Source organism: Sulfuriflexus sp. (genome assembly GCF_032250955.1).
Classification (GTDB): Bacteria; Pseudomonadota; Gammaproteobacteria; order AKS1; family AKS1; genus Sulfuriflexus.
This window is the reverse complement of the sequence record NZ_JAVVES010000015.1, coordinates 30,532-49,406: the sequence shown is the minus strand read 5'-3', so window position 1 is coordinate 49,406 and position 18,875 is coordinate 30,532. Positions and strand designations below refer to the sequence as shown.

Genomic DNA, 18,875 nt, shown 5'->3' with positions numbered 1-18,875 from the left:
TTCTTTAACGGTTACCGTCCGCAGTTCTATTTCCGTACTACCGACGTGACAGGGGCTTGTGACCTGCCGGAAGGTATCGAGATGGTGATGCCGGGTGATAACGTCAAGATGACCGTAACCCTGATCGCCCCGATTGCGATGGAAGAAGGTCTTCGTTTTGCAATTCGCGAAGGTGGCCGCACCGTTGGTGCCGGCGTCGTCGCCAAGATTATCGAGTAAAGTTAAATGGCTAAGGCAGCTGTAGAAAACCAACGTATACGTATTCGCCTGAAGGCTTTTGATCATCGTCTGATCGATCAGTCTGCGCGTGAAATCGTAGAAACTGCACGTCGCACAGGCGCACAGGTTCGTGGTCCTATCCCACTGCCTACGCGGAAAGAACGTTTTACTGTGTTGATTTCACCGCATGTCAATAAGGACGCACGTGACCAGTATGAAATTCGTACCCACAAGCGCCTGATGGACATCGTCGATCCGACTGACAAGACTGTAGATGCCTTGATGAAACTGGATCTGGCTGCCGGTGTTGATGTGCAAATCAAGCTGAATTGAGAGCTGTAGGCCCGAGAGAGAAAAAGTAATGACTATCGGTGTAATTGGTCGCAAGGTTGGAATGACACGCATCTTTACAGATGAGGGTGCTTCAATTCCTGTGACAGTAATTGAAGTGGACCCGAACCGCATCACGCAGATGAAGACAGGTGATCGCGATGGTTACCGCGCTGTACAGGTAACTACCGGCGCACGTCGTGCTTCACGCGTCACCAGGGCCCTGGCAGGTCATTTTGCCAAGGCAGGTGTTGAAGCCGGTCGCGGTCTCTGGGAATTCCGTCTGGCAGACGGTGAAGGTGAAGATTTTGCCGCCGGTGGCGAGATCAAGGTCGACATCTTTGCAGAAGGCCAGAAAGTGGATGTTACCGGTACCAGTATCGGTAAGGGTTTCCAGGGTGGTGTGAAGCGTCATAACTTCCACATGCAGGATGCCACGCACGGCAACTCACTGTCGCATCGCTCCAACGGTTCGATTGGTCAAAACCAGACACCTGGCCGTGTGTTCAAGGGCAAGAAGATGTCAGGGCACATGGGTAACGTACGGAAAACGCAACAGACTCTCGAAGTTGTTCGCGTTGATGCTGAAAACAACCTGTTGCTGATTAAGGGTGCCGTCCCAGGCGCCAAGAACGGCAATGTAATGGTTATACCTGCCGTTAAGGCACGTAGTTGAGGACATAGTTGTGGATCTGAAACTGACAACGGCAACCGGCAAGGCTTCATCAAAGAGCATAAGCGTCTCTGATGATGTGTTTGGCCGCGATTTTAACGAAGCACTCGTACACCAGGTCGTCACTGCCTATCAGGCAGGTGGCCGGGCCGGTACCCGTGCACACAAGAACCGCAGTGCAGTCAGCGGCGGCGGTGCCAAGCCTTTCGCGCAGAAAGGTACGGGCCGCGCCCGTGCGGGTACCACGCGTGGTCCGATTTGGCGTACTGGTGGCAAGACATTCGCCGCTGTGCCGAAGGACTGGTCGCAGAAGGTTAACCGCAAGATGTACCGCGGCGCGATCAAGTCAATCCTGTCTGAATTGCTTCGCCAGGAACGCCTCGTGGTTGTCGACAAGTTTGACAGCGAAGCCGCAAAGACCAAGGAAATGGCAGACAAACTGAGCAAGCTGGGTATTGATAATGCCCTGATTGTCACCGAAGCCATGGACGAGAATCTATACCTGTCAGCACGCAATATCCCGAAGATCGATGTCATCGATGTTTCCGGTGTGAACCCGCTCGACCTGGTTCGCTTTGAGAAGGTGCTGGTGACCGTGGATGCACTGAAGAAAATTGAGGAGAATCTGGCATGAATCAGGAACGTCTTCTGAATATAATCTTTGCTCCGCATATTTCTGAAAAGAGCACGCTGGCCGCTGACAAGTCCGGTCAGTTTATTTTCAAGGTAGCGGTTGATGCCACCAAGCGTGAGATCAAGCGTGCAGTTGAACAGCTGTTTGAAGTTGAAGTTGCTGATGTGAAAACGATGAATGTGCGCGGCAAGATGAAGTACACGCGCACCCCTGGTAAGCGTCCGAACTGGAAGAAGGCTATTGTTTGCCTGAAACCGGGTCAAGACATCGATTTCGTATCAGCCTGAGATAAATAAGGGTTACGGCAATGGCAGTAGTAAAGGCAAAACCAACCTCAGCGGGTCGCCGCTTCGTCGTCCAGATTAAGACGCCGGATCTGCACAAGGGTGCTCCTCATGCACCTCTGCTTGAGAAGAAGTCAAAGAATGCGGGCCGCAATAACAATGGCCGTATCACTGTGCGCCACCGTGGTGGTGGTCATAAACAGCACTATCGCATTATCGATTTCCGTCGCAACAAGGATGGTATCGATGCCAAGGTAGAGCGTATTGAATATGACCCGAACCGGACTGCCCACATTGCCCTGTTACTGTATGCGGACGGTGAACGTCGTTACATTATCGCGCCCAAGGGTATAAAAGCAGGTGCGGTACTCGTATCCGGTGCCGATGCGCCAATCAAGGCGGGTAATTGCCTGCCGCTGCGTAACATCCCGGTTGGTAGTACGGTTCACTGCCTTGAGATGAAGCCAGGTAAGGGTGCCCAGATGGCACGTAGTGCCGGCACCTCCGCACAGCTGGTCGCCAGGGAAGGTATCTACGCCACCCTGCGTTTGCGTTCTGGCGAAATGCGCAAGATTCACATTGACTGCCGCGCCACGATAGGTGAAGTCGGTATGTCAGAACATAACCTGCGTAAGCTGGGTAAGGCCGGTGCAACACGCTGGCGTGGTGTTCGTCCAACCGTTCGCGGTGTGGTGATGAACCCGGTAGACCATCCGCATGGTGGTGGTGAAGGCCGTACTTCCGGTGGCCGTCACCCTGTGACACCCTGGGGTGTACCCACCAAGGGTTACAAGACGCGTAGCAACAAGCGCACTGACAAAATGATCGTGCGTCGTCGTAGCGCGAAGTAAAAATAGAGGAATAGAAGCGTGCCACGTTCCATTACTAAAGGGCCATTTGTAGACCTTCATCTCACGAAGAAGGTAAACGAGGCTGTCGAGACCAACAACAAGCGACCAATCAAGACCTGGTCGCGTCGTTCCATGATCGTGCCTGAAATGCTTGGCCTGACAATTGCCGTGCATAACGGTCGTCAACATGTACCGGTGCTTGTCACTGAAAACATGGTTGGTCACAAGCTGGGTGAATTTGCCGCCACACGTACCTTCAAGGGTCACGTGGCTGACAAGAAGTCCAGGTAAGGAGATTACGAGCATGCAGGTCAATGCAAAATTAAGTGGTGCACGTATTTCGGCGCAGAAGTGCCGACTCGTTGCAGACCAGATCCGCGGCAAGTCCGTAGAAGGCGCGATTGATATTCTGGCTTTTAGCCCGAAGAAGGCCGCGCAGATCGTCAAAAAAGTACTGATGTCAGCGATTTCCAATGCTGAACACAATGAAGGTGCTGATATTGACGAGCTGAAGGTGTCAACAATTTTTGTTGATGAAGGTAAGACAATGAAGCGCTGGCGTGCTCGCGCACGTGGTCGTGCGAACCAGATTCTGAAACGTAGCTGTCACATTACTGTGACGGTTTCAGACGAGAAGTGAGGTTGTAATGGGTCAGAAAGTACATCCAATTGGTATCCGCCTCGGCATCGTCAAAGACTGGACGTCGAAGTGGTATGCGGATAGTAAAGATTATGCAAAGTACTTGTACATCGATTTGAAGGTGCGCGAGTTTTTGAAAAAGAAGCTGTCAGCTGCCTCTGTGAGTAATGTCCAGATTGAGCGTCCCGCGAATAACGCGCGCATTACGATCCATACTGCTCGTCCCGGTATTGTTATCGGCAAGAAGGGTGAGGACATCGACGTTCTGCGCAAGACAGTTTCCAGGATGATGGGTGTGCCCGTGCACATCAGCATTGAAGAAATTCGCAAGCCTGAGCTGGATGCGTACCTGGTAGCGGAAAATATTGCCCAGCAGCTTGAGCGCCGTATTATGTTTCGTCGCGCCATGAAGCGCGCGGTAACAAACACCATGCGTCTCGGCGCACAGGGTATTCGTATCAATGTTGCCGGCCGTCTGAACGGTGCTGAAATTGCGCGTACCGAATGGTACCGCGAAGGTCGTGTGCCGTTGCACACCCTGCGCGCAGATATTGACTATGGCTTTGCCGAAGCGAATACGACTTACGGCATCATTGGTGTAAAAGTCTGGATCTTCAAGGGTGAAGTGATTGGTGGTCGTGAAGACACCGTCGTCGCAGCGCCTGAGAAGGCCGCGGCAAGCTAATAGGGGTATTGATAGATGCTGCAGCCAAAACGAACAAAATTCCGTAAGCAGATGAAAGGCCGCAACCGTGGCCTGGCGCAGAGCGGTAACAAGGTCAGCTTTGGTGACTTTGGTCTGCGTGCCGATGATCGCGGTCGCATTACTGCGCGCCAGATTGAGGCGGCTCGTCGTGCTATGACCCGTTACATCAAGCGTGGTGGCAAGATCTGGATCCGCGTTTTCCCGGACAAGCCGATTTCAAAGAAACCGCTTGAAGTACGTATGGGTAAAGGTAAGGGTAATGTTGAGTACTGGGTTGCCCAGATTCAGCCAGGTCGGATGCTTTATGAAATGGAAGGTGTTGCCGAAGATGTGGCGCGTGAAGCGTTCCGCCTTGCTGCCGCCAAGCTTCCACTTAAGACAAGCTTTGTGACGCGGACGGTGATGTGATGAAGGCAAGTGAATTGAAAAACAAGAGCGTAGAAGATCTGAACAAGGATCTGCTTGAACTGGCACGTGAACAGTTCAATCTGCGCATGCAGAAAGGCACTGGTCAGCTGGCCAAACCGCATCTGCTGAAAGACGTGCGTCGCAATATTGCGCGCGTCAAGACTGTGTTGAACCAGAAGGCAGGTACCGCGTAATGAGTGAACAGCAGGAAAACTTGCAACGCATGGTTACCGGCCGTGTGGTTAGCGACAAGATGGACAAAAGCATCACAGTGCTGGTAGAGCGCCGTGTGCCGCATCCGCTTTATAAAAAATATATTCGTCGTTCTACAAAGATGCATGCGCACGATGAGAACAACGAATGCCGTCAGGGTGATCTCGTAACAATCGCTCAATGCCGGCCAATGTCCAAAAGCAAGAACTGGACACTGGTCAAGGTCGTTGAACAAGCGAATCAGGCGTAAAGGCGAAAAGGTAGTAAGACCATGATTCAGATGCAAACAATGCTTGATGTGGCTGATAACAGTGGTGCACGTCGTCTCATGTGCATCAAGGTTCTCGGCGGCTCACATCGTCGTTACGCCCGTGTTGGTGACATTATCAAAGTCACTGTTAAGGAAGCGATTCCGCGCGGCAAGGTTAAGAAGGGTGACGTCTATAATGCCGTTGTCGTTCGTACAAGAAAGGGTGTTCGTCGTCCGGATGGTTCCTTGATCCGTTTTGATGGCAATGCAGCTGTGCTGCTGAATGCTGCTCACCAGCCAATTGGTACTCGTATCTTTGGCCCGGTAACTCGTGAACTGCGTAGTGAGAAATTTATGAAAATTATTTCTCTTGCGCCAGAAGTGCTTTAAGCCTGGGGATTCAGTTATGAATAGAATCAAGAAAGGTGATGAAGTCGTAGTTCTGACTGGTAAGGACAAGGGTCGTCGCGGTAACGTTATCCGCATTATGGACGATAACCGTGTTCTGGTTGAGAACATTAATATGGCCAAACGTCACACAAAAGCAAACCCGCAGATAGGGATTGCTGGTGGCATCATTGAGAAAGAAATGCCTCTGCATGCTTCTAATGTTGGCCTGTACAACCCTGCAACCGGTAAAGCTGATCGTATTGGCTTTAAGGTCCTCGATGACGGTCGCAAGGTACGTTATTTCAAATCCAACAACGAAGTTGTTGACGCGTAAATCAGGTGCAGAGCATGGCAAGACTGCGAGAACAGTATCGTGACACTATCGTTAAGCAGCTGATGGAACAATTCGGCTACAAGAGCGTGATGGAAGTGCCACATATCGAAAAAATTACACTCAATATGGGTGTCGGCGAAGCTATAGATGACAAGAAGGTCATGGAGCACGCTGTTAGTGACATGACCCAGATCTCTGGTCAGAAGCCTGTCGTAACAGTTGCACGCAAGTCTGTTGCCGGCTTCAAGATCCGTGAAGGTTATCCGATTGGCTGCAAGGTTACCTTGCGTAGCCAGCGTATGTACGAATTCCTGGATCGCCTGATTAGTGTTGCGATTCCACGTATTCGAGACTTCCGTGGTCTGAATGGCAAGTCTTTTGACGGCCGTGGTAACTACAGCATGGGTGTTAAGGAACAGATTATGTTCCCTGAAATCGATTACGATAAAATCGATACCATCCGCGGTATGGACATTACAATTACCACCACCGCCAAGAGTGACGAGGAAGGTCGTGCGCTGCTGAAAGCGTTCAACTTCCCGTTCAAGAACTGAGGATAAGACTGGCATGGCAAAGAAATCGATGATTAACCGTGAGCTCAAACGTGCAAAGCTTGCTGCCAGGTATGCAAACAAGCGTGCCGAGCTTAAGGCAAAACTCAAGGATCCGAGCCTGAGTGATGATGAATATGATCTGGCTTACAAGCAGTTTCACTCACTGCCGCGTGATTCCAGTACGGTTCGTAAGCGTAACCGCTGCAACCTGACCGGTCGCCCACACGGTTATTATCGAAAATTTGGTTTGTCACGTAACAAGCTTCGCGAAGCTGCCATGCGTGGTGATGTTCCAGGTCTGGTCAAGGCCAGCTGGTAATCAGGATTTAGGAATAAGCTCATGAGTATGAACGACCCAATCGCTGACATGCTGACCCGTATTCGTAACGGGCAGATGGCAAAAAAGGTTGATGTAAGCATGCCTTCCTCGAAGCAGAAGGTGTCTATTGCCAAAGTGCTGAAAGATGAAGGTTTCATTGCAGACTACGCTGTTGCTGATAATAGTAACAAGCCTGAACTGAGTATTACGCTTAAGTATTATGAAGGTAAGCCGGTCATCGATATGATCAAGCGCGTTAGCCGCCCTGGTCTGCGTTCTTACAAGGCTGCCGACGACCTGCCGAAGGTGGTTAACGGTATGGGTATTGCAATCGTCTCTACATCGAAAGGTGTGATGACAGATCGCGCTGCACGCAAGGAAGGTTGCGGCGGTGAGATTCTTTGTTACGTAGCATAAGTTAGGTCAGTTAAATGTCCAGAATAGCAAACCAACCTGTTGAACTGCCAAGTGGTGTGGAAATCACGCTTGCCGGGCAACAGATCAGTGTAAAAGGCAGTAAGGGTACATTGGCCCATAACATTCATCAGGCTGTAGAAGTTACACAGACTGACAATGTGCTGACCTTTGCTGCACGTAGTCATGACAAGCAGGCCAATGCGCTTGCGGGAACGACCCGTGCACTCGTTAATAACATGGTTACTGGTGTCAGCCAGGGCTTTGAGCGCAAGATGGAACTGGTTGGTGTGGGTTATCGTGCCCAGGCCAAGGGCCAGGTTCTGGACCTGACGCTCGGTCTGTCTCACCCGGTTAACTATGCGATTCCGGAAGGAGTCACAATTGAAACACCCAGCCAGACAGAAATTGTCGTAAAGGGTGTCGACAAGCAGCTCGTCGGCCAGGTATGCGCAGAAATTCGCGCATGGCGTCCGCCGGAGCCGTATAAAGGTAAAGGTATTCGCTTTGCAGGTGAGCATATCATCCGTAAAGAAGCGAAGAAGAAGTAAGGTAGCCGATCAATGGATAAAAAAGCCTCTCGTCTGCGACGTGCACTGCGTGCCCGTAGCAAGATCCGTGAATTGGGCGCACACCGCCTGAGCGTACACCGCACTCCGCGTCATATGTATGTACAGTTGATCGCGCCTAACGGTAGTCAAGTGTTGGCCAGTGCCTCAACACTTGACGCAGAAGTAAAGAAAACCGTAAAGGCAACTGGTAATACTGCTGCAGCTGCAGAGGTCGGTAAGATTATCGCCGAGCGCGCCATAAAGGCCGGTATTACAGAGGTAGCATTTGACCGTTCCGGTTTCAAGTTCCACGGTCGAATCAAAGCACTGGCTGATGCAGCCCGTGAAAATGGTCTGCAGTTTTAACAGGGTTAAGTCATGGCTAAGTTTGATACAGCACAGAAGCAGGACGATTACATTGAAAAACTGGTGCACGTTAACCGTGTCGCCAAGGTGGTCAAGGGTGGTCGTATCTTTAGCTTTACAGCACTGGCAGTGGTCGGTGACGGTAACGGCAAGGTCGGTTTTGGTTACGGCAAGGCACGCGAAGTGCCCGCTGCGATTGCCAAGGCTATGGAAGCCTCTCGTCGTAACATGATTCAGGTTGACCTGAAGGAAAACACACTGCAACACACCATTCTCGGCAAGCACGGCGCAGCAAAGGTACACATGCAGCCAGCTTCAGCCGGTACCGGTATTATTGCCGGTGGTGCCATGCGCGCTGTCTTCGAAGTGGTTGGCGTACACAATGTTCTCGCCAAGTGTATCGGTACAAATAACCCGATTAATGTTGTCCGCGCCACCATGAATGGTCTGAAGAGCATGGTTTCTCCAGATCAGATGGCTGCCAAGCGCGGCAAGACCGTAGAAGAGATCCTGGGGTAAGTCATGGCGAATAAAATGCTCAAGGTAACACTCGTGCGCAGCACCTGTAAGCGACTTCCCAGGCACAAGGCCTGTGTTGCTGGTCTGGGATTGCGTCGTATGCACCATACTGTAGAAGTAATGGACACACCCGAGAATCGCGGCATGATCAACAAAGTTGCATACATGCTGAAGGTAGAGGAAGCATGAACATGCGTCTGAACACATTAAAGCCTGCTGATGGCAGCAAAAAAGACCCCAAGCGCGTTGGCCGTGGTATCGGTTCTGGTCTTGGCAAGACGGGTGGCCGTGGTCACAAGGGACAGCACGCCCGTTCCGGTGGTTACCATAAGGTTGGTTTTGAAGGCGGCCAGATGCCTATCCAGCGCCGTTTGCCCAAGCGTGGCTTTACTTCCCGCGTAGGTATGACGACAGATGAAATTCGCCTGCATGAGCTGGCCTGTTGCGCTGATGGTGTCGTGGATCTGGATAACCTGAAAAAAGCCAACGTAATCGGTAATAACACGAAACGTGTGAAGATTATTGCTTCAGGTGAAATCACTACAGCGGTAACCGTTCGTGGTATCAAGTGCACCAAGGGTGCCCGCGAAGCCATCGAAGCAGCTGGCGGAAAGATCGAAGACTAAATGTCGACTTCGGGTTCAGCAATGGCGGCAGGTCTCGGTGGAGCCGGGAGGCTCACAGAAGTCAGACAACGTCTGTTTTTCGTGCTGGGTGCCCTGCTGATCTTCCGTATTGGCACATTTATTCCTGTTCCGGGTGTTAATCCGGAAGCCATGGCAGCACTGTTTGACCAACAACGCGACGGTATTCTGGGCATGTTCAACATGTTTTCAGGTGGCGCCCTGGAGCGGATGTCGTTGTTTGCACTGGGCATCATGCCGTATATTTCGGCATCGATCATTATGCAACTGCTGACAGTGGTGATGCCGAAGCTGGAACAGTTGAAAAAGGAAGGCGAGGCCGGGCGTCGCAAGATTACACAGTACACACGTCGCGGCACGGTGGTACTGGCTACATTTCAGGCAATCGGGATTGCGGTTGCCCTGCAAAATCAGAGCATCGGCGGTGGCGCGGTGGTTCCGACTCCGGGAACCGGCTTTATCTTTACTGCTGCTGTATCGCTGGTGACTGGAACGATGTTCCTGATGTGGCTGGGTGAACAGATAACTGAACGGGGTATTGGTAACGGTATCTCAATGATTATTTTCGCGGGCATCGTGGCAGGTTTGCCAGCCGCGATCGGCGGAACAATGGAATTGTCGCGCACCGGTCAGTTACCGGCAGCGTTGACCCTGTTCCTGTTTGTCCTGGCCCTGGCTGTGATTGCCTTCGTGGTCTTTGTTGAACGTGGTCAGCGTCGCATCACGGTTAACTATGCAAAGCGCCAGCAGGGTCGAAAAATGTATGGTGGCACGACCTCGCATCTGCCACTGAAGCTGAATATGGCGGGGGTGATTCCACCTATTTTTGCTTCAAGTATTATTTTGTTTCCGGCTACCCTGGGTAGCTGGTTCAGCCAGTCAGAGGGTATGGAATGGATGGCAGATATTGCCGCCAAGCTTGGCCCGGGCCAGCCCCTGTACGTGGCGTTCTATGCAGTAGCGATTATATTTTTCTGCTTCTTCTATACGGCCCTGGTGTTCAATTCCAAGGATACCGCGGATAATTTGAAGAAGTCAGGGGCATTCATTCCGGGGATACGCCCGGGTGAACAGACAGCCAGGTATATTGACGGGGTGCTGTCACGACTGACGATGGTAGGTGCGCTGTACATCACGGCTGTCTGTCTGTTGCCCGAATTTTTGATTTTGACCTGGCAGGTGCCATTTTATTTTGGCGGGACATCACTGCTGATCATTGTGATTGTCGTGATGGACTTCATGGCACAAGTGCAGTCACACCTCATGTCACATCAGTATGAGGGGTTACTGAAGAAAGCCAACCTGAAGGGCGGCGGGCTGCGTTAAACCTTGGTTATACGTGGTAAGTGTTTGAATTAACAGTAAATACTGGAGCAAGACGATGAAGGTGCGTGCCTCCGTTAAAAAGTTGTGCCGTAATTGCCGGGTTATTCGGCGTAAGGGTGTTGTGCGGGTTATCTGTAAAAACGCACGACACAAGCAGCGTCAGGGTTAATGCTGACGTGATTGGTATTTAGGAAGCAAAAACAGTATACTTGCGGGCTTTTCAGCCAGCCATTGTGGCCGGTTGCATCGCCCGTTTAAGCGATTGATTGTTGGAGAGTATTGAGAATGGCCCGAATAGCAGGAATCAACATTCCAGCGCAGAAACACACGGTCATAGCGCTGACTTCGATTTACGGCATTGGTAACACCAGTGCGCGTAACATCTGCAGCCATGCCGGTGTAGCACCTGAAATCAAGGTCAGAGACCTGACCGAAGACCAGGTGGAAGCGCTGCGTGCTGAAGTGAGCAAGACCGTCGTTGAAGGTGATTTGCGCCGCGAAGTATCAATGAATATCAAGCGTCTGATGGACCTTGGTTGCTACCGTGGATTGCGTCACCGCCGTGGTTTGCCGCTGCGTGGTCAGCGTACCAAGACCAACGCCCGCACACGTAAGGGTCCGCGTAAGCCGATCCGTCGATAAGATTATTAGGATAACAGGTTACAGTTATGGCAAAGCCAGCTTCCAAGGCCCCTCGCAAGAAAATCAAGAAGAATGTCGTTGATGGCATTGCGCACATCCACGCGTCCTTCAATAACACCATTATTACGGTCACTGACCGTCAGGGTAATGCCCTGGCATGGGCGACGGCCGGTGGTTCCGGTTTCCGTGGCTCACGTAAGAGCACCCCGTTCGCTGCACAGGTTGCCGCTGAGCGTGTTGGCAAGATGGTGCAGGACATGGGTATGAAAAACATGGAAGTCAATGTGAAGGGTCCCGGTCCTGGTCGCGAATCTGCTGTCCGCGCCTTTAATGGACAGGGCTTCAAGATTACCAACATTACTGATGTGACACCGATTCCACATAACGGTTGTCGCCCACCGAAAAAACGCCGCGTTTAAGGCAGGAGATAGTACCTTGGCTAGATATATTGGTCCTAAATGTCGCTTGTGCCGTCGTGAGGGCGAGAAATTGTTCCTCAAGGGCGAGAAGTGCTACACCAGCAAGTGTGCGATTGAAACTCGTCCCTTCCCTCCGGGGCAGCATGGACAGCGCCGTACACGTTTGTCTGACTATGCTACACAGCTGCGCGAAAAGCAGAAACTGCGTCGCATGTACGGCATCCTCGAAAAGCAGTTCCACATGTACTACAAGGAAGCTGACCGTCGCAAGGGTTCTACCGGTGACAATCTTTTACAGCTGCTGGAGTCACGTCTGGATAATGTTGTGTATCGCATGGGCTTTGGTATTTCACGTAACGAATCACGTCAGCTGATTCGTCATGGTGCTATCTCTGTGAATGAACAACGTGTGACGATTCCGTCATACCAGTTGAAGGCCAGTGATAAGGTTGCTGTTTCCGAGAAGACCAAGGAACAGCTACGTATCAAACACTCTGCCAAGTTTTCTGAACAACGTACCATTCCGGAATGGCTGGATGTTGATCTGAGCAAGCTCAGTGGTGTTTTCAAGACTGTACCTGAGCGCAGTGATCTGTCAGCAGAGATTAACGAACACCTGGTTGTCGAACTCTACTCGAAGTAATTCGGGTACTTTGGCTTAAATACTTAGCTATATTGGAGAGAGGACCTTTTCTATGCAAGGTTCAGTTTCGGAATTCCTGAAACCACGCGTTGTAGACGTACAGGTTAAAAATGAGCGTCATGCCAGGGTTGTCCTTGAGCCACTGGAACGTGGTTTTGGTCATACCCTTGGTAACGCATTGCGTCGTATTCTGTTGTCTTCGATGCCAGGTTGCGCTGTAACAGAAGTTGAAATTGATGGCGTGCTACACGAGTACACATCTATTGAAGGTGTGCAGGAAGATATTATTGATATCCTGCTTAACCTGAAAAATCTTGCCATCGTCATGACGGGCCGGGATGAAGTTACCCTGACCCTGAGCAAGAAAGGCCCGGGTGTTGTAACCGCCGCGGATATTGAGTTGTCCCATGATGTTGAGATATCCAACCCTGATCTGGTTATTGCTAACCTGACCAAGGCGGGTGATCTGAATATGACCATGAAAGTTGAGCGCGGTCGTGGCTACCAGCCAGCAGCCCAGCGAGCCGCTTTCGAAGAAGAAGAACGCCCGATTGGCCGCCTGCTTCTGGATGCCTCTTTCAGCCCTGTGCACCGTGTTAATTACACAGTCGACAGCGCCCGTGTTGAGCAGCGTACGGATCTGGACAAACTGATTATTGATCTCGAGACCAATGGCACCATTGACCCGGAAGAGTCAATTCGCCGTGCCGCGAGTATCTTGCAGGAACAGCTTTCTACCTTCGTCGATCTGAAAGGCAAGGAAGAAGCTGAGCCGGAGGCCAAGGAAGAAGAAATTGATCCTATTCTGCTGCGCCCGGTTGATGATCTCGAGCTGACGGTTCGTTCAGCCAACTGTCTGAAAGCAGAAAGTATTTACTATATTGGTGATCTGATTCAGCGCACCGAGGTTGAGTTGCTCAAGACTCCCAACCTTGGCAAGAAGTCGCTGACTGAGATCAAGGAAGTCCTGGCACAGCGTAGCCTGTCGCTCGGTATGCGTCTGGAGAACTGGCCACCAGCCAGCTTGCAGGACAAAGAAAAGCAGTCTGCTTAAATAGCAGGCACCAGTTTTGTTTTGAGGTAATAAACGTGCGTCATCGTAAATCAGGTCGACAACTAAATCGTAATAGCAGCCATCGCAAGGCCATGTTCCGTAACATGTCTGCATCGCTGTTTGAGCATGAACTGATCAAGACAACACTGCCGAAGGCCAAGGAATTGCGCCGTGTAGCAGAGCCATTGATCACACTCGCCAAAACTGACAGTGTTGCTAACCGTCGCCTGGCCTTTGACCGCCTGCGTAACCGTGAATTGGTGACCAAGCTGTTCAACGAACTGGGACCACGTTACACCGAACGTCCTGGTGGTTACCTGCGTATTCTCAAGTGTGGTCTGCGTACCGGTGACAAGGCGCAGATGGCCTACGTTGAGCTCGTCGATCGGCCAGAGTCGGATGAAGCTGAAGCGGCTGAGACCGCCGAAGCCTGAGCCGTCATGGGCAGTATCTAAAAGCCGGGCATTGCCCGGCTTTTTAGTGGTTCATATAGCGCCGGGCATTGCCCGGCTTTTTTAATGCCTGTAATTGCGAGTATGCTTGGGCCATGATTGTTCTCTGCACAGACTTTGGCCCCGGTCCCTATACCGGCCAGATGCAGGCGGTATTGGCCCGAGAGGCACCGGGAGTGGCGATTATCAACCTGTTTGATGATCTGCCATGCTGGGATATCCAGGCAGCGGCCTACCTGCTACCGGCATACGTGGGCGAATTTCCGGCCGAAAGCATCTTTGTCTGTGTCGTTGACCCAGGCGTGGGCAGTCACAACCGTGAACCGATCATCGCCCGCATCGATGATCGCTGGTATGTCGGCCCGGGTAACGGGCTTTTCCATATCCTCAGCCGCCGCGCCCGTGCCGCGCGCTTTTGGCGTATTGACTGGCAACCTGAACACCTGTCTGCCAGCTTTCACGGCCGTGACCTGTTTGCACCGGCGGCGGCGAGACTGGCCACCGGCATCTTCCCTGCGGGTACGCCATTCACTGAACCTCAGCCCGAGGGTGAGTGGCCGGACGACCTGGCCCGCATTGTTTATATCGACCACTATGGAAATGCCATTTCCGGGATGCGTGCGGGGCTGTTTGAGCCAACACAAAAGCTTAAGGTTGGTAGGCACTTACTTCCGCGCGCGCGGACATTTTCTGACGTCGCAGAGGGGGAGGCCTTCTGGTACGAGAATGCCAATGGCCTGGTTGAAATCGCCGTGAATCGTGGCCGGGCAGATGGCCTCGCCGGCTTACAGCTGGGCTCAGTTGTTCAGCCGCTGTGAACAGGTGGCAACCGGGATCACACGTGGTATCATCAATGCGGTTAGACGGTGACCGTTTTGTGTACGCAGGGCGGTTAAAGCAATCCTGACAGGTATTGAACCATGACGACAATCACGAATAATGAAAAGCAAAAGTTTGCCGCCCGTCTGAACGAGGCCCTCGATGATGCCGGTGTGCCGCTGAAGGGAATGGGGCGTCAGTCGAGCCTGGTGCGAATGCTCGGCGTCAGTCACCGCGTGGCAAAGAAATGGCTGGACGGTGAGGAATTCCCGCCGACCTCGAAAATGGTCAAACTGGCCACAGAACTGCACGTTCGTTCAAACTGGCTGTTTTCCGGCCAGGGCGACAAGGTTGCCGAATCGGCAGGCGACATGCTTGACGCCGAGGCGGAGGTGCACCGGCATGCCGATGCCCTGAGCCAGGAGGCCTTTGAGGTCGCTTCGGAATGGATGAAATTGCCGCAATCCCAGCGTGTGGCCTTGCGTAAGGTCATCCGGGAACTCGGCCTGACACGTTAGTGTGTAACCGCCTCGTCGCCGTCAATTTGCTCGAGGCGATAGCCGTGGTGATAGATCGCACTGATACGCCAGCCGTTTTCAGGGAGCAGGCCAAGCTTGTTACGAATGCGGCTGATATGCGTATCGGCGGTGCGGGTATTGATGTCCTGACTATGGCCCCAGACACTCTCCAGCATATGCCCGCGTGACACAATGCGGCCGAGATTGCGAAACAGGAACAAGACCAGTTCGAACTCTTTTTTGGTCAGCTTGATGGCATCGTCATTGCGGCTGACCGTATTGGTTTTCAGATGAATCGTGTAAGGACCGTATTTGAGTTCAGCACTCGCGCTTTTCTCGGTATCCAGCACATTGGCGCGACGGGCAAGGGCAGTGATCCGGGCCAGCATTTCCTTCTGTCGTATCGGCTTGGTGATGTAATCGTCGGCGCCGAGGCCAAGAATTTTGACAATGTCCTCCTCGTTATCACGCATGGTCAAAAAGACAATGGGAATGCGCCAGTTCAGGTTCTCACGTACCCATAGCAGCACTCCCTCACCATCGATTTCCGGCACCATCCAGTCAAGCAAGAGGAGGTCAAAAGACCCGGCTTTGAGCGCGTTCAGCATTTTTCGCCCGTCAGGGAAAATAGTGCAATGATGGCCTTCCTCTTCTATCCACAGCGAGATGAGGTTGGCGATGTGTTCATCGTCTTCAAGAAGGGCAATACGCAAGTCCACTCCCCCCGATTCTTAAACGCTTGATATCGTCTGGTACATCGGCGATGTGCATTAGTCGATATAAAAAACACACTCGTCTGGCTTAAAAGCCTAACAGAATCCCGGCCTATTTTAGCAAAGCCCCTAAAAACTGTCCGGTATAGGAGGGTTTATACCTTGCAATGTCCTCCGGCGTACCGCTGATCAGGATTTCCCCGCCGTTGTCGCCACCTTCCGGTCCCAGGTCAATGACCCAGTCGGCGGTCTTGATGACATCCAGATTGTGCTCGATGATAACCACCGTATTGCCATGGTCACGGAGACGGTGCAGGACCGCAAGCAACTGGCGGATATCATGGAAATGCAGGCCGGTGGTCGGCTCGTCGAGGATATACAGCGTGCGCCCGGTATCACGCTTGGAGAGTTCACGGGACAGCTTTATGCGCTGTGCCTCCCCTCCGGAGAGCGTGGTGGCATTCTGGCCGAGGCGGATGTATGTCAGGCCGACATCAAGCAGGGTTTGCAGCTTGCGGGCCACCACCGGCACGTTGCTGAAAAAGGCCAGCGCATCCTCGACCGTCATATCCAGCACCTCATGGATATTTTTGCCCTTGTAGCGGACATCCAGCGTCTCGCGGTTGTAGCGCTGGCCCTTGCAGACGTCGCAGGGCACGTAGATATCCGGCAGGAAGTGCATTTCCACCTTGATGACGCCATCGCCCTGACAGGCCTCGCAGCGGCCGCCCTTGACGTTGAAACTGAAGCGCCCGGGCGTATAGCCGCGGGAGCGCGCCTCGGGGGTCTGCGCAAACAGGTCACGGATCGGGGTAAACAGCCCGGTGTAGGTGGCCGGGTTGGAGCGCGGCGTGCGCCCGATCGGACTCTGATCGATATCGACGACCTTGTCGAACTGTTCCAGGCCCTCGATAGTCCCGTGCGCTGCCGGGTCATCACCACTGCGGTTGATCGCCAGGTGGGCGGCACGGTACAGGGTGTCGTTGATCAGGGTTGACTTGCCCGAGCCGGAGACCCCGGTGACACAGGTCATCAGACCGACCGGGATATCGACATCGACATCCTTGAGGTTATTGCCTGCCGCACCACGGATACCGATCACCCGCTGTTTGTCGATCGGGGTGCGCTGTGCAGGCACAGCGATCACCTCGGCCCCGGAGAGGAATTGCCCGGTCAGGGATTCCGGGCAGGCGAGGATGTCATCAACCTTGCCGGTGGCGACAACGTGCCCGCCATGGATACCGGCCCCCGGGCCGATATCGACCACGTAATCGGCACTGCGAATAGCATCCTCATCGTGCTCGACAACGATCACGGTATTGCCGAGATCGCGCAGGTAGGTCAGGGTATCGAGCAGGCGCTGGTTGTCGCGTTGATGCAGGCCAATCGAGGGTTCATCCAGGACGTACATCACCCCTACCAGGCCGGCGCCGATCTGGCTGGCCAGGCGGATACGCTGCATCTCGCCTCCGGAGAGGGTCTCGGCCTTGCGTTGCAGGCTCAGGTAATCCAGGCCGACATTGACGAGAAAGGTCAGGCGCTCGTTAATCTCTTTGAGGATCTTGCCGGCAATCTCGCCGCGGCGTCCCGGCAGATCCAGCGCGGTGAAGAAATCCCGCGCGCGGCCGACCGGCAGGGCCGTGATCTCGGGCAGGGTGCGGGCATCGATAAATACGTGTCGGGCCGCAGTGGTCAGACGCGTGCCATGACAACTCGTGCAGGGCTGGTGACTGATGTATTTGGCCAGTTCCTCGCGAACCACATTCGACTCGGTCTCGCGATAACGACGCTTCATGTTCGGGATAATGCCCTCGAAGCGATGCTTGCGTTTTGTGCCCCGGCCCTTGTCACCGAAATAGGTAAAGGTGATCTCTTCTTCGCCACTACCGTAGAGGAGCACGTTCTGAATTGTCTCGGGCAGTTCGTTAAATGGCTGCTCGATATCGAAGCCGTAATGTGCCGAGAGGCTCTGCAATAACTGGAAATAATAGGCGTTACGGCGATCCCAGCCGCGCACGGCACCGGCGGCCAGGCTCAGTTCCGGGTGCAGGACTACGCGCTCGGTATCAAAAAACTGCTGCACACCGATGCCATCACATTCAGGGCAGGCCCCGGCCGGGTTATTGAAGGAAAACATGCGCGGTTCCATCTCGCTAATGCTGTAGCCGCATACCGGGCAGGCAAATTTGGACGAGAAGTCGATGTCAGCGTGGCCGCCCTCCATCCAGGCGATGCGGGCAATACCGTCGGTCAGGCTGATGGCGGTTTCAAAGGACTCGGCGAGGCGTTGCTGCAGGCCATCGCGGACCTTGAAGCGGTCGACGACGACTTCAATCGTATGCTTGCGGCGCAGGTCGAGTTTTGGCGGCTCATCAAGTTCATAGACCTCGCCATCAATGCGGGCGCGGATAAAGCCCTGGCTGTGCATCTCCTGCAAGAGTTGCACATGCTCCCCCTTGCGATTCTCGACAATGGGCGCGAGCAGCATGAGTTTGGCGCCTTCCTCCAGTGCCAGGGTGTGGTCGACCATCTGGCTGATGGTCTGCGCATCAAGCCTGATGTCATGTTCCGGGCAGCGGGGCTCACCGACGCGGGCGAACAGCAGACGCAGGTAATCGTAGATCTCGGTGACCGTGCCGACCGTCGAGCGGGGGTTGTGTGAGGTCGATTTTTGCTCAATCGAGATGGCCGGTGACAGGCCCTCGATGTGGTCGACGTCCGGTTTTTCCATGATCGACAGGAACTGGCGGGCATAGGCCGACAACGATTCGACGTAACGGCGCTGACCCTCGGCATAGATCGTGTCAAAGGCCAGGGAGGACTTACCCGAGCCGGACAGGCCGGTGATCACGATCAGTTTGTCGCGGGGCAGGTCGAGATTAATATTTTTCAGGTTGTGGGTGCGGGCACCGCGAATGTGTATAGTGTCCATTGAATTTCCAGCGCTAAATCAACCTGCTAATATACGCTGATTTTTAGCCAAGGCGCAA

Annotated in this window: 32 protein-coding genes and 1 pseudogene; 31 read left to right on the top strand and 2 right to left on the bottom strand. The window is 53.2% G+C overall.

All coding sequences use genetic code 11. The annotated features are described in order from the left end of the window. The 31 genes and pseudogenes from tuf to RQ738_RS04285 all read left to right on the top strand — a co-directional run. Window positions 1-219: pseudogene (gene tuf, locus RQ738_RS04435) on the top strand (elongation factor Tu); the annotation flags it as partial. A 6-nt stretch (window positions 220-225) separates the two neighbouring features. Continuing rightward, complete coding sequence (gene rpsJ / locus RQ738_RS04430) at window positions 226-552, top strand: 30S ribosomal protein S10 (protein WP_314162363.1); 327 nt, start codon at window positions 226-228, stop codon at window positions 550-552. Between the two features lie 28 nt (window positions 553-580). Continuing rightward, complete coding sequence (gene rplC, locus RQ738_RS04425) at window positions 581-1,225, top strand: 50S ribosomal protein L3 (RefSeq protein WP_314162362.1); 645 nt, start codon at window positions 581-583, stop codon at window positions 1,223-1,225. A gap of 10 nt (window positions 1,226-1,235) precedes the next feature. Further along, window positions 1,236-1,856 (top strand): 50S ribosomal protein L4, encoded by a 621-nt coding sequence (rplD, locus tag RQ738_RS04420; protein WP_409929522.1) that lies wholly within the window; start codon window positions 1,236-1,238, stop codon window positions 1,854-1,856. After that, window positions 1,853-2,143 (top strand): 50S ribosomal protein L23, encoded by a 291-nt coding sequence (rplW, locus tag RQ738_RS04415; protein WP_314162359.1) that lies wholly within the window; start codon window positions 1,853-1,855, stop codon window positions 2,141-2,143. Before rplD ends, rplW begins: the two co-directional genes overlap by 4 nt. A gap of 20 nt (window positions 2,144-2,163) precedes the next feature. Then, on the top strand, window positions 2,164-2,991 hold the full coding sequence (gene rplB, locus RQ738_RS04410; RefSeq protein ID WP_314162358.1) for a 50S ribosomal protein L2: 828 nt from the start codon (window positions 2,164-2,166) through the stop codon (window positions 2,989-2,991). Window positions 2,992-3,009: 18 nt separating this feature from the next. Further along, window positions 3,010-3,282: a 30S ribosomal protein S19 gene (gene rpsS / locus RQ738_RS04405; RefSeq protein WP_314162356.1), complete on the top strand. Its 273-nt coding sequence runs from the start codon at window positions 3,010-3,012 to the stop codon at window positions 3,280-3,282. Between the two features lie 13 nt (window positions 3,283-3,295). Continuing rightward, window positions 3,296-3,631: a 50S ribosomal protein L22 gene (gene rplV, locus RQ738_RS04400; protein ID WP_314162354.1), complete on the top strand. Its 336-nt coding sequence runs from the start codon at window positions 3,296-3,298 to the stop codon at window positions 3,629-3,631. A gap of 7 nt (window positions 3,632-3,638) precedes the next feature. Next, window positions 3,639-4,316: a 30S ribosomal protein S3 gene (rpsC, locus tag RQ738_RS04395; protein WP_314162353.1), complete on the top strand. Its 678-nt coding sequence runs from the start codon at window positions 3,639-3,641 to the stop codon at window positions 4,314-4,316. Between the two features lie 15 nt (window positions 4,317-4,331). Continuing rightward, on the top strand, window positions 4,332-4,745 hold the full coding sequence (rplP, locus tag RQ738_RS04390) for a 50S ribosomal protein L16 (RefSeq protein ID WP_314162352.1): 414 nt from the start codon (window positions 4,332-4,334) through the stop codon (window positions 4,743-4,745). Continuing rightward, window positions 4,745-4,939 (top strand): 50S ribosomal protein L29, encoded by a 195-nt coding sequence (rpmC, locus tag RQ738_RS04385; RefSeq protein WP_314162365.1) that lies wholly within the window; start codon window positions 4,745-4,747, stop codon window positions 4,937-4,939. Before rplP ends, rpmC begins: the two co-directional genes overlap by 1 nt. Continuing rightward, window positions 4,939-5,208: a 30S ribosomal protein S17 gene (rpsQ, locus tag RQ738_RS04380; protein ID WP_314162348.1), complete on the top strand. Its 270-nt coding sequence runs from the start codon at window positions 4,939-4,941 to the stop codon at window positions 5,206-5,208. The genes rpmC and rpsQ overlap by 1 nt, the downstream gene beginning before the upstream one ends. A gap of 21 nt (window positions 5,209-5,229) precedes the next feature. Further along, complete coding sequence (gene rplN, locus RQ738_RS04375; protein ID WP_314162347.1) at window positions 5,230-5,598, top strand: 50S ribosomal protein L14; 369 nt, start codon at window positions 5,230-5,232, stop codon at window positions 5,596-5,598. A 16-nt stretch (window positions 5,599-5,614) separates the two neighbouring features. Continuing rightward, window positions 5,615-5,932, top strand: coding sequence for a 50S ribosomal protein L24 (gene rplX / locus RQ738_RS04370; RefSeq protein ID WP_314162346.1), 318 nt, complete (start codon window positions 5,615-5,617; stop codon window positions 5,930-5,932). A 14-nt stretch (window positions 5,933-5,946) separates the two neighbouring features. After that, window positions 5,947-6,486, top strand: a complete 540-nt coding sequence (gene rplE, locus RQ738_RS04365) for a 50S ribosomal protein L5 (protein ID WP_314162343.1) — start codon at window positions 5,947-5,949, stop codon at window positions 6,484-6,486. A gap of 13 nt (window positions 6,487-6,499) precedes the next feature. Next, window positions 6,500-6,805 carry a 30S ribosomal protein S14 gene (gene rpsN / locus RQ738_RS04360; protein WP_314162342.1) on the top strand — a complete coding sequence of 102 codons (306 nt, stop codon included), beginning with the start codon at window positions 6,500-6,502 and terminating at the stop codon, window positions 6,803-6,805. A 21-nt stretch (window positions 6,806-6,826) separates the two neighbouring features. Then, the gene (rpsH, locus tag RQ738_RS04355) at window positions 6,827-7,222 is read left to right on the top strand and encodes a 30S ribosomal protein S8 (protein WP_314162339.1); all 396 of its coding nucleotides are present in this window, start codon (window positions 6,827-6,829) and stop codon (window positions 7,220-7,222) included. Window positions 7,223-7,236: 14 nt separating this feature from the next. Then, the gene (gene rplF / locus RQ738_RS04350) at window positions 7,237-7,770 is read left to right on the top strand and encodes a 50S ribosomal protein L6 (protein WP_314162337.1); all 534 of its coding nucleotides are present in this window, start codon (window positions 7,237-7,239) and stop codon (window positions 7,768-7,770) included. Window positions 7,771-7,782: 12 nt separating this feature from the next. Next, window positions 7,783-8,136, top strand: a complete 354-nt coding sequence (gene rplR / locus RQ738_RS04345) for a 50S ribosomal protein L18 (RefSeq protein ID WP_314162336.1) — start codon at window positions 7,783-7,785, stop codon at window positions 8,134-8,136. A 12-nt stretch (window positions 8,137-8,148) separates the two neighbouring features. Next, window positions 8,149-8,655 (top strand): 30S ribosomal protein S5, encoded by a 507-nt coding sequence (gene rpsE / locus RQ738_RS04340; protein WP_314162335.1) that lies wholly within the window; start codon window positions 8,149-8,151, stop codon window positions 8,653-8,655. Window positions 8,656-8,658: 3 nt separating this feature from the next. Further along, window positions 8,659-8,844, top strand: coding sequence for a 50S ribosomal protein L30 (rpmD, locus tag RQ738_RS04335; protein ID WP_314162331.1), 186 nt, complete (start codon window positions 8,659-8,661; stop codon window positions 8,842-8,844). A gap of 2 nt (window positions 8,845-8,846) precedes the next feature. Further along, window positions 8,847-9,281, top strand: a complete 435-nt coding sequence (rplO, locus tag RQ738_RS04330; protein WP_314162330.1) for a 50S ribosomal protein L15 — start codon at window positions 8,847-8,849, stop codon at window positions 9,279-9,281. Then, window positions 9,282-10,625, top strand: a complete 1,344-nt coding sequence (secY, locus tag RQ738_RS04325; RefSeq protein WP_314162328.1) for a preprotein translocase subunit SecY — start codon at window positions 9,282-9,284, stop codon at window positions 10,623-10,625. 55 nt (window positions 10,626-10,680) lie between these two features. Beyond that, the gene (gene rpmJ / locus RQ738_RS04320; protein WP_126456430.1) at window positions 10,681-10,794 is read left to right on the top strand and encodes a 50S ribosomal protein L36; all 114 of its coding nucleotides are present in this window, start codon (window positions 10,681-10,683) and stop codon (window positions 10,792-10,794) included. A 116-nt stretch (window positions 10,795-10,910) separates the two neighbouring features. Next, entirely contained in the window at window positions 10,911-11,267 is a 357-nt protein-coding gene (gene rpsM / locus RQ738_RS04315) for a 30S ribosomal protein S13 (RefSeq protein WP_314162326.1), read from the top strand. A gap of 26 nt (window positions 11,268-11,293) precedes the next feature. Then, the gene (gene rpsK, locus RQ738_RS04310) at window positions 11,294-11,686 is read left to right on the top strand and encodes a 30S ribosomal protein S11 (RefSeq protein WP_126456426.1); all 393 of its coding nucleotides are present in this window, start codon (window positions 11,294-11,296) and stop codon (window positions 11,684-11,686) included. Between the two features lie 16 nt (window positions 11,687-11,702). Continuing rightward, window positions 11,703-12,329, top strand: coding sequence for a 30S ribosomal protein S4 (gene rpsD / locus RQ738_RS04305; protein ID WP_314162322.1), 627 nt, complete (start codon window positions 11,703-11,705; stop codon window positions 12,327-12,329). A 52-nt stretch (window positions 12,330-12,381) separates the two neighbouring features. Continuing rightward, entirely contained in the window at window positions 12,382-13,383 is a 1,002-nt protein-coding gene (locus RQ738_RS04300; protein WP_314162319.1) for a DNA-directed RNA polymerase subunit alpha, read from the top strand. A 35-nt stretch (window positions 13,384-13,418) separates the two neighbouring features. Continuing rightward, a complete protein-coding gene (gene rplQ, locus RQ738_RS04295; protein ID WP_314162317.1) occupies window positions 13,419-13,817 on the top strand; it encodes a 50S ribosomal protein L17 in 399 nt (132 codons plus the stop codon). Window positions 13,818-13,930: 113 nt separating this feature from the next. Further along, the gene (locus RQ738_RS04290) at window positions 13,931-14,653 is read left to right on the top strand and encodes an SAM-dependent chlorinase/fluorinase (RefSeq protein ID WP_314162315.1); all 723 of its coding nucleotides are present in this window, start codon (window positions 13,931-13,933) and stop codon (window positions 14,651-14,653) included. 102 nt (window positions 14,654-14,755) lie between these two features. After that, on the top strand, window positions 14,756-15,172 hold the full coding sequence (locus tag RQ738_RS04285; RefSeq protein ID WP_314162312.1) for a hypothetical protein: 417 nt from the start codon (window positions 14,756-14,758) through the stop codon (window positions 15,170-15,172). Here RQ738_RS04285 and RQ738_RS04280 read toward each other — a convergent pair. After that, window positions 15,169-15,885: a response regulator transcription factor gene (locus tag RQ738_RS04280; RefSeq protein WP_314162310.1), complete on the bottom strand. Its 717-nt coding sequence runs from the start codon at window positions 15,883-15,885 to the stop codon at window positions 15,169-15,171. The genes RQ738_RS04285 and RQ738_RS04280 overlap by 4 nt on opposite strands. A 112-nt stretch (window positions 15,886-15,997) precedes the next feature. After that, complete coding sequence (uvrA, locus tag RQ738_RS04275) at window positions 15,998-18,817, bottom strand: excinuclease ABC subunit UvrA (protein WP_314162309.1); 2,820 nt, start codon at window positions 18,815-18,817, stop codon at window positions 15,998-16,000. Window positions 18,818-18,875 lie beyond the last annotated feature (58 nt).

Excerpts from the sequence above, each read along its gene's own strand:
- rpsQ (WP_314162348.1), top strand. The coding sequence starts at position 4,939 with ATGAGTGAACAGCAGGAAAACTTGCAACGCATGGTTACCGGCCGTGTG.
- rpsH (WP_314162339.1), top strand. The coding sequence starts at position 6,827 with ATGAGTATGAACGACCCAATCGCTGACATGCTGACCCGTATTCGTAAC.
- RQ738_RS04300 (WP_314162319.1), top strand. The coding sequence starts at position 12,382 with ATGCAAGGTTCAGTTTCGGAATTCCTGAAACCACGCGTTGTAGACGTA.
- rplW (WP_314162359.1), top strand. The coding sequence starts at position 1,853 with ATGAATCAGGAACGTCTTCTGAATATAATCTTTGCTCCGCATATTTCT.
- rplF (WP_314162337.1), top strand. The coding sequence starts at position 7,237 with ATGTCCAGAATAGCAAACCAACCTGTTGAACTGCCAAGTGGTGTGGAA.
- rpsN (WP_314162342.1), top strand. The coding sequence starts at position 6,500 with ATGGCAAAGAAATCGATGATTAACCGTGAGCTCAAACGTGCAAAGCTT.
- rpmD (WP_314162331.1), top strand. The coding sequence starts at position 8,659 with ATGGCGAATAAAATGCTCAAGGTAACACTCGTGCGCAGCACCTGTAAG.
- secY (WP_314162328.1), top strand. The coding sequence starts at position 9,282 with ATGTCGACTTCGGGTTCAGCAATGGCGGCAGGTCTCGGTGGAGCCGGG.
- rpsM (WP_314162326.1), top strand. The coding sequence starts at position 10,911 with ATGGCCCGAATAGCAGGAATCAACATTCCAGCGCAGAAACACACGGTC.
- uvrA (WP_314162309.1), bottom strand. The coding sequence starts at position 18,817 with ATGGACACTATACACATTCGCGGTGCCCGCACCCACAACCTGAAAAAT.
- rplC (WP_314162362.1), top strand. The coding sequence starts at position 581 with ATGACTATCGGTGTAATTGGTCGCAAGGTTGGAATGACACGCATCTTT.
- rplB (WP_314162358.1), top strand. The coding sequence starts at position 2,164 with ATGGCAGTAGTAAAGGCAAAACCAACCTCAGCGGGTCGCCGCTTCGTC.
- rpsJ (WP_314162363.1), top strand. The coding sequence starts at position 226 with ATGGCTAAGGCAGCTGTAGAAAACCAACGTATACGTATTCGCCTGAAG.
- rplV (WP_314162354.1), top strand. The coding sequence starts at position 3,296 with ATGCAGGTCAATGCAAAATTAAGTGGTGCACGTATTTCGGCGCAGAAG.
- rpmC (WP_314162365.1), top strand. The coding sequence starts at position 4,745 with ATGAAGGCAAGTGAATTGAAAAACAAGAGCGTAGAAGATCTGAACAAG.
- rplN (WP_314162347.1), top strand. The coding sequence starts at position 5,230 with ATGATTCAGATGCAAACAATGCTTGATGTGGCTGATAACAGTGGTGCA.
- rplX (WP_314162346.1), top strand. The coding sequence starts at position 5,615 with ATGAATAGAATCAAGAAAGGTGATGAAGTCGTAGTTCTGACTGGTAAG.
- rplO (WP_314162330.1), top strand. The coding sequence starts at position 8,847 with ATGCGTCTGAACACATTAAAGCCTGCTGATGGCAGCAAAAAAGACCCC.
- rpmJ (WP_126456430.1), top strand. The coding sequence starts at position 10,681 with ATGAAGGTGCGTGCCTCCGTTAAAAAGTTGTGCCGTAATTGCCGGGTT.
- rplE (WP_314162343.1), top strand. The coding sequence starts at position 5,947 with ATGGCAAGACTGCGAGAACAGTATCGTGACACTATCGTTAAGCAGCTG.
- rpsK (WP_126456426.1), top strand. The coding sequence starts at position 11,294 with ATGGCAAAGCCAGCTTCCAAGGCCCCTCGCAAGAAAATCAAGAAGAAT.
- rplP (WP_314162352.1), top strand. The coding sequence starts at position 4,332 with ATGCTGCAGCCAAAACGAACAAAATTCCGTAAGCAGATGAAAGGCCGC.
- RQ738_RS04290 (WP_314162315.1), top strand. The coding sequence starts at position 13,931 with ATGATTGTTCTCTGCACAGACTTTGGCCCCGGTCCCTATACCGGCCAG.
- rpsE (WP_314162335.1), top strand. The coding sequence starts at position 8,149 with ATGGCTAAGTTTGATACAGCACAGAAGCAGGACGATTACATTGAAAAA.
- RQ738_RS04285 (WP_314162312.1), top strand. The coding sequence starts at position 14,756 with ATGACGACAATCACGAATAATGAAAAGCAAAAGTTTGCCGCCCGTCTG.
- rplR (WP_314162336.1), top strand. The coding sequence starts at position 7,783 with ATGGATAAAAAAGCCTCTCGTCTGCGACGTGCACTGCGTGCCCGTAGC.
- rpsC (WP_314162353.1), top strand. The coding sequence starts at position 3,639 with ATGGGTCAGAAAGTACATCCAATTGGTATCCGCCTCGGCATCGTCAAA.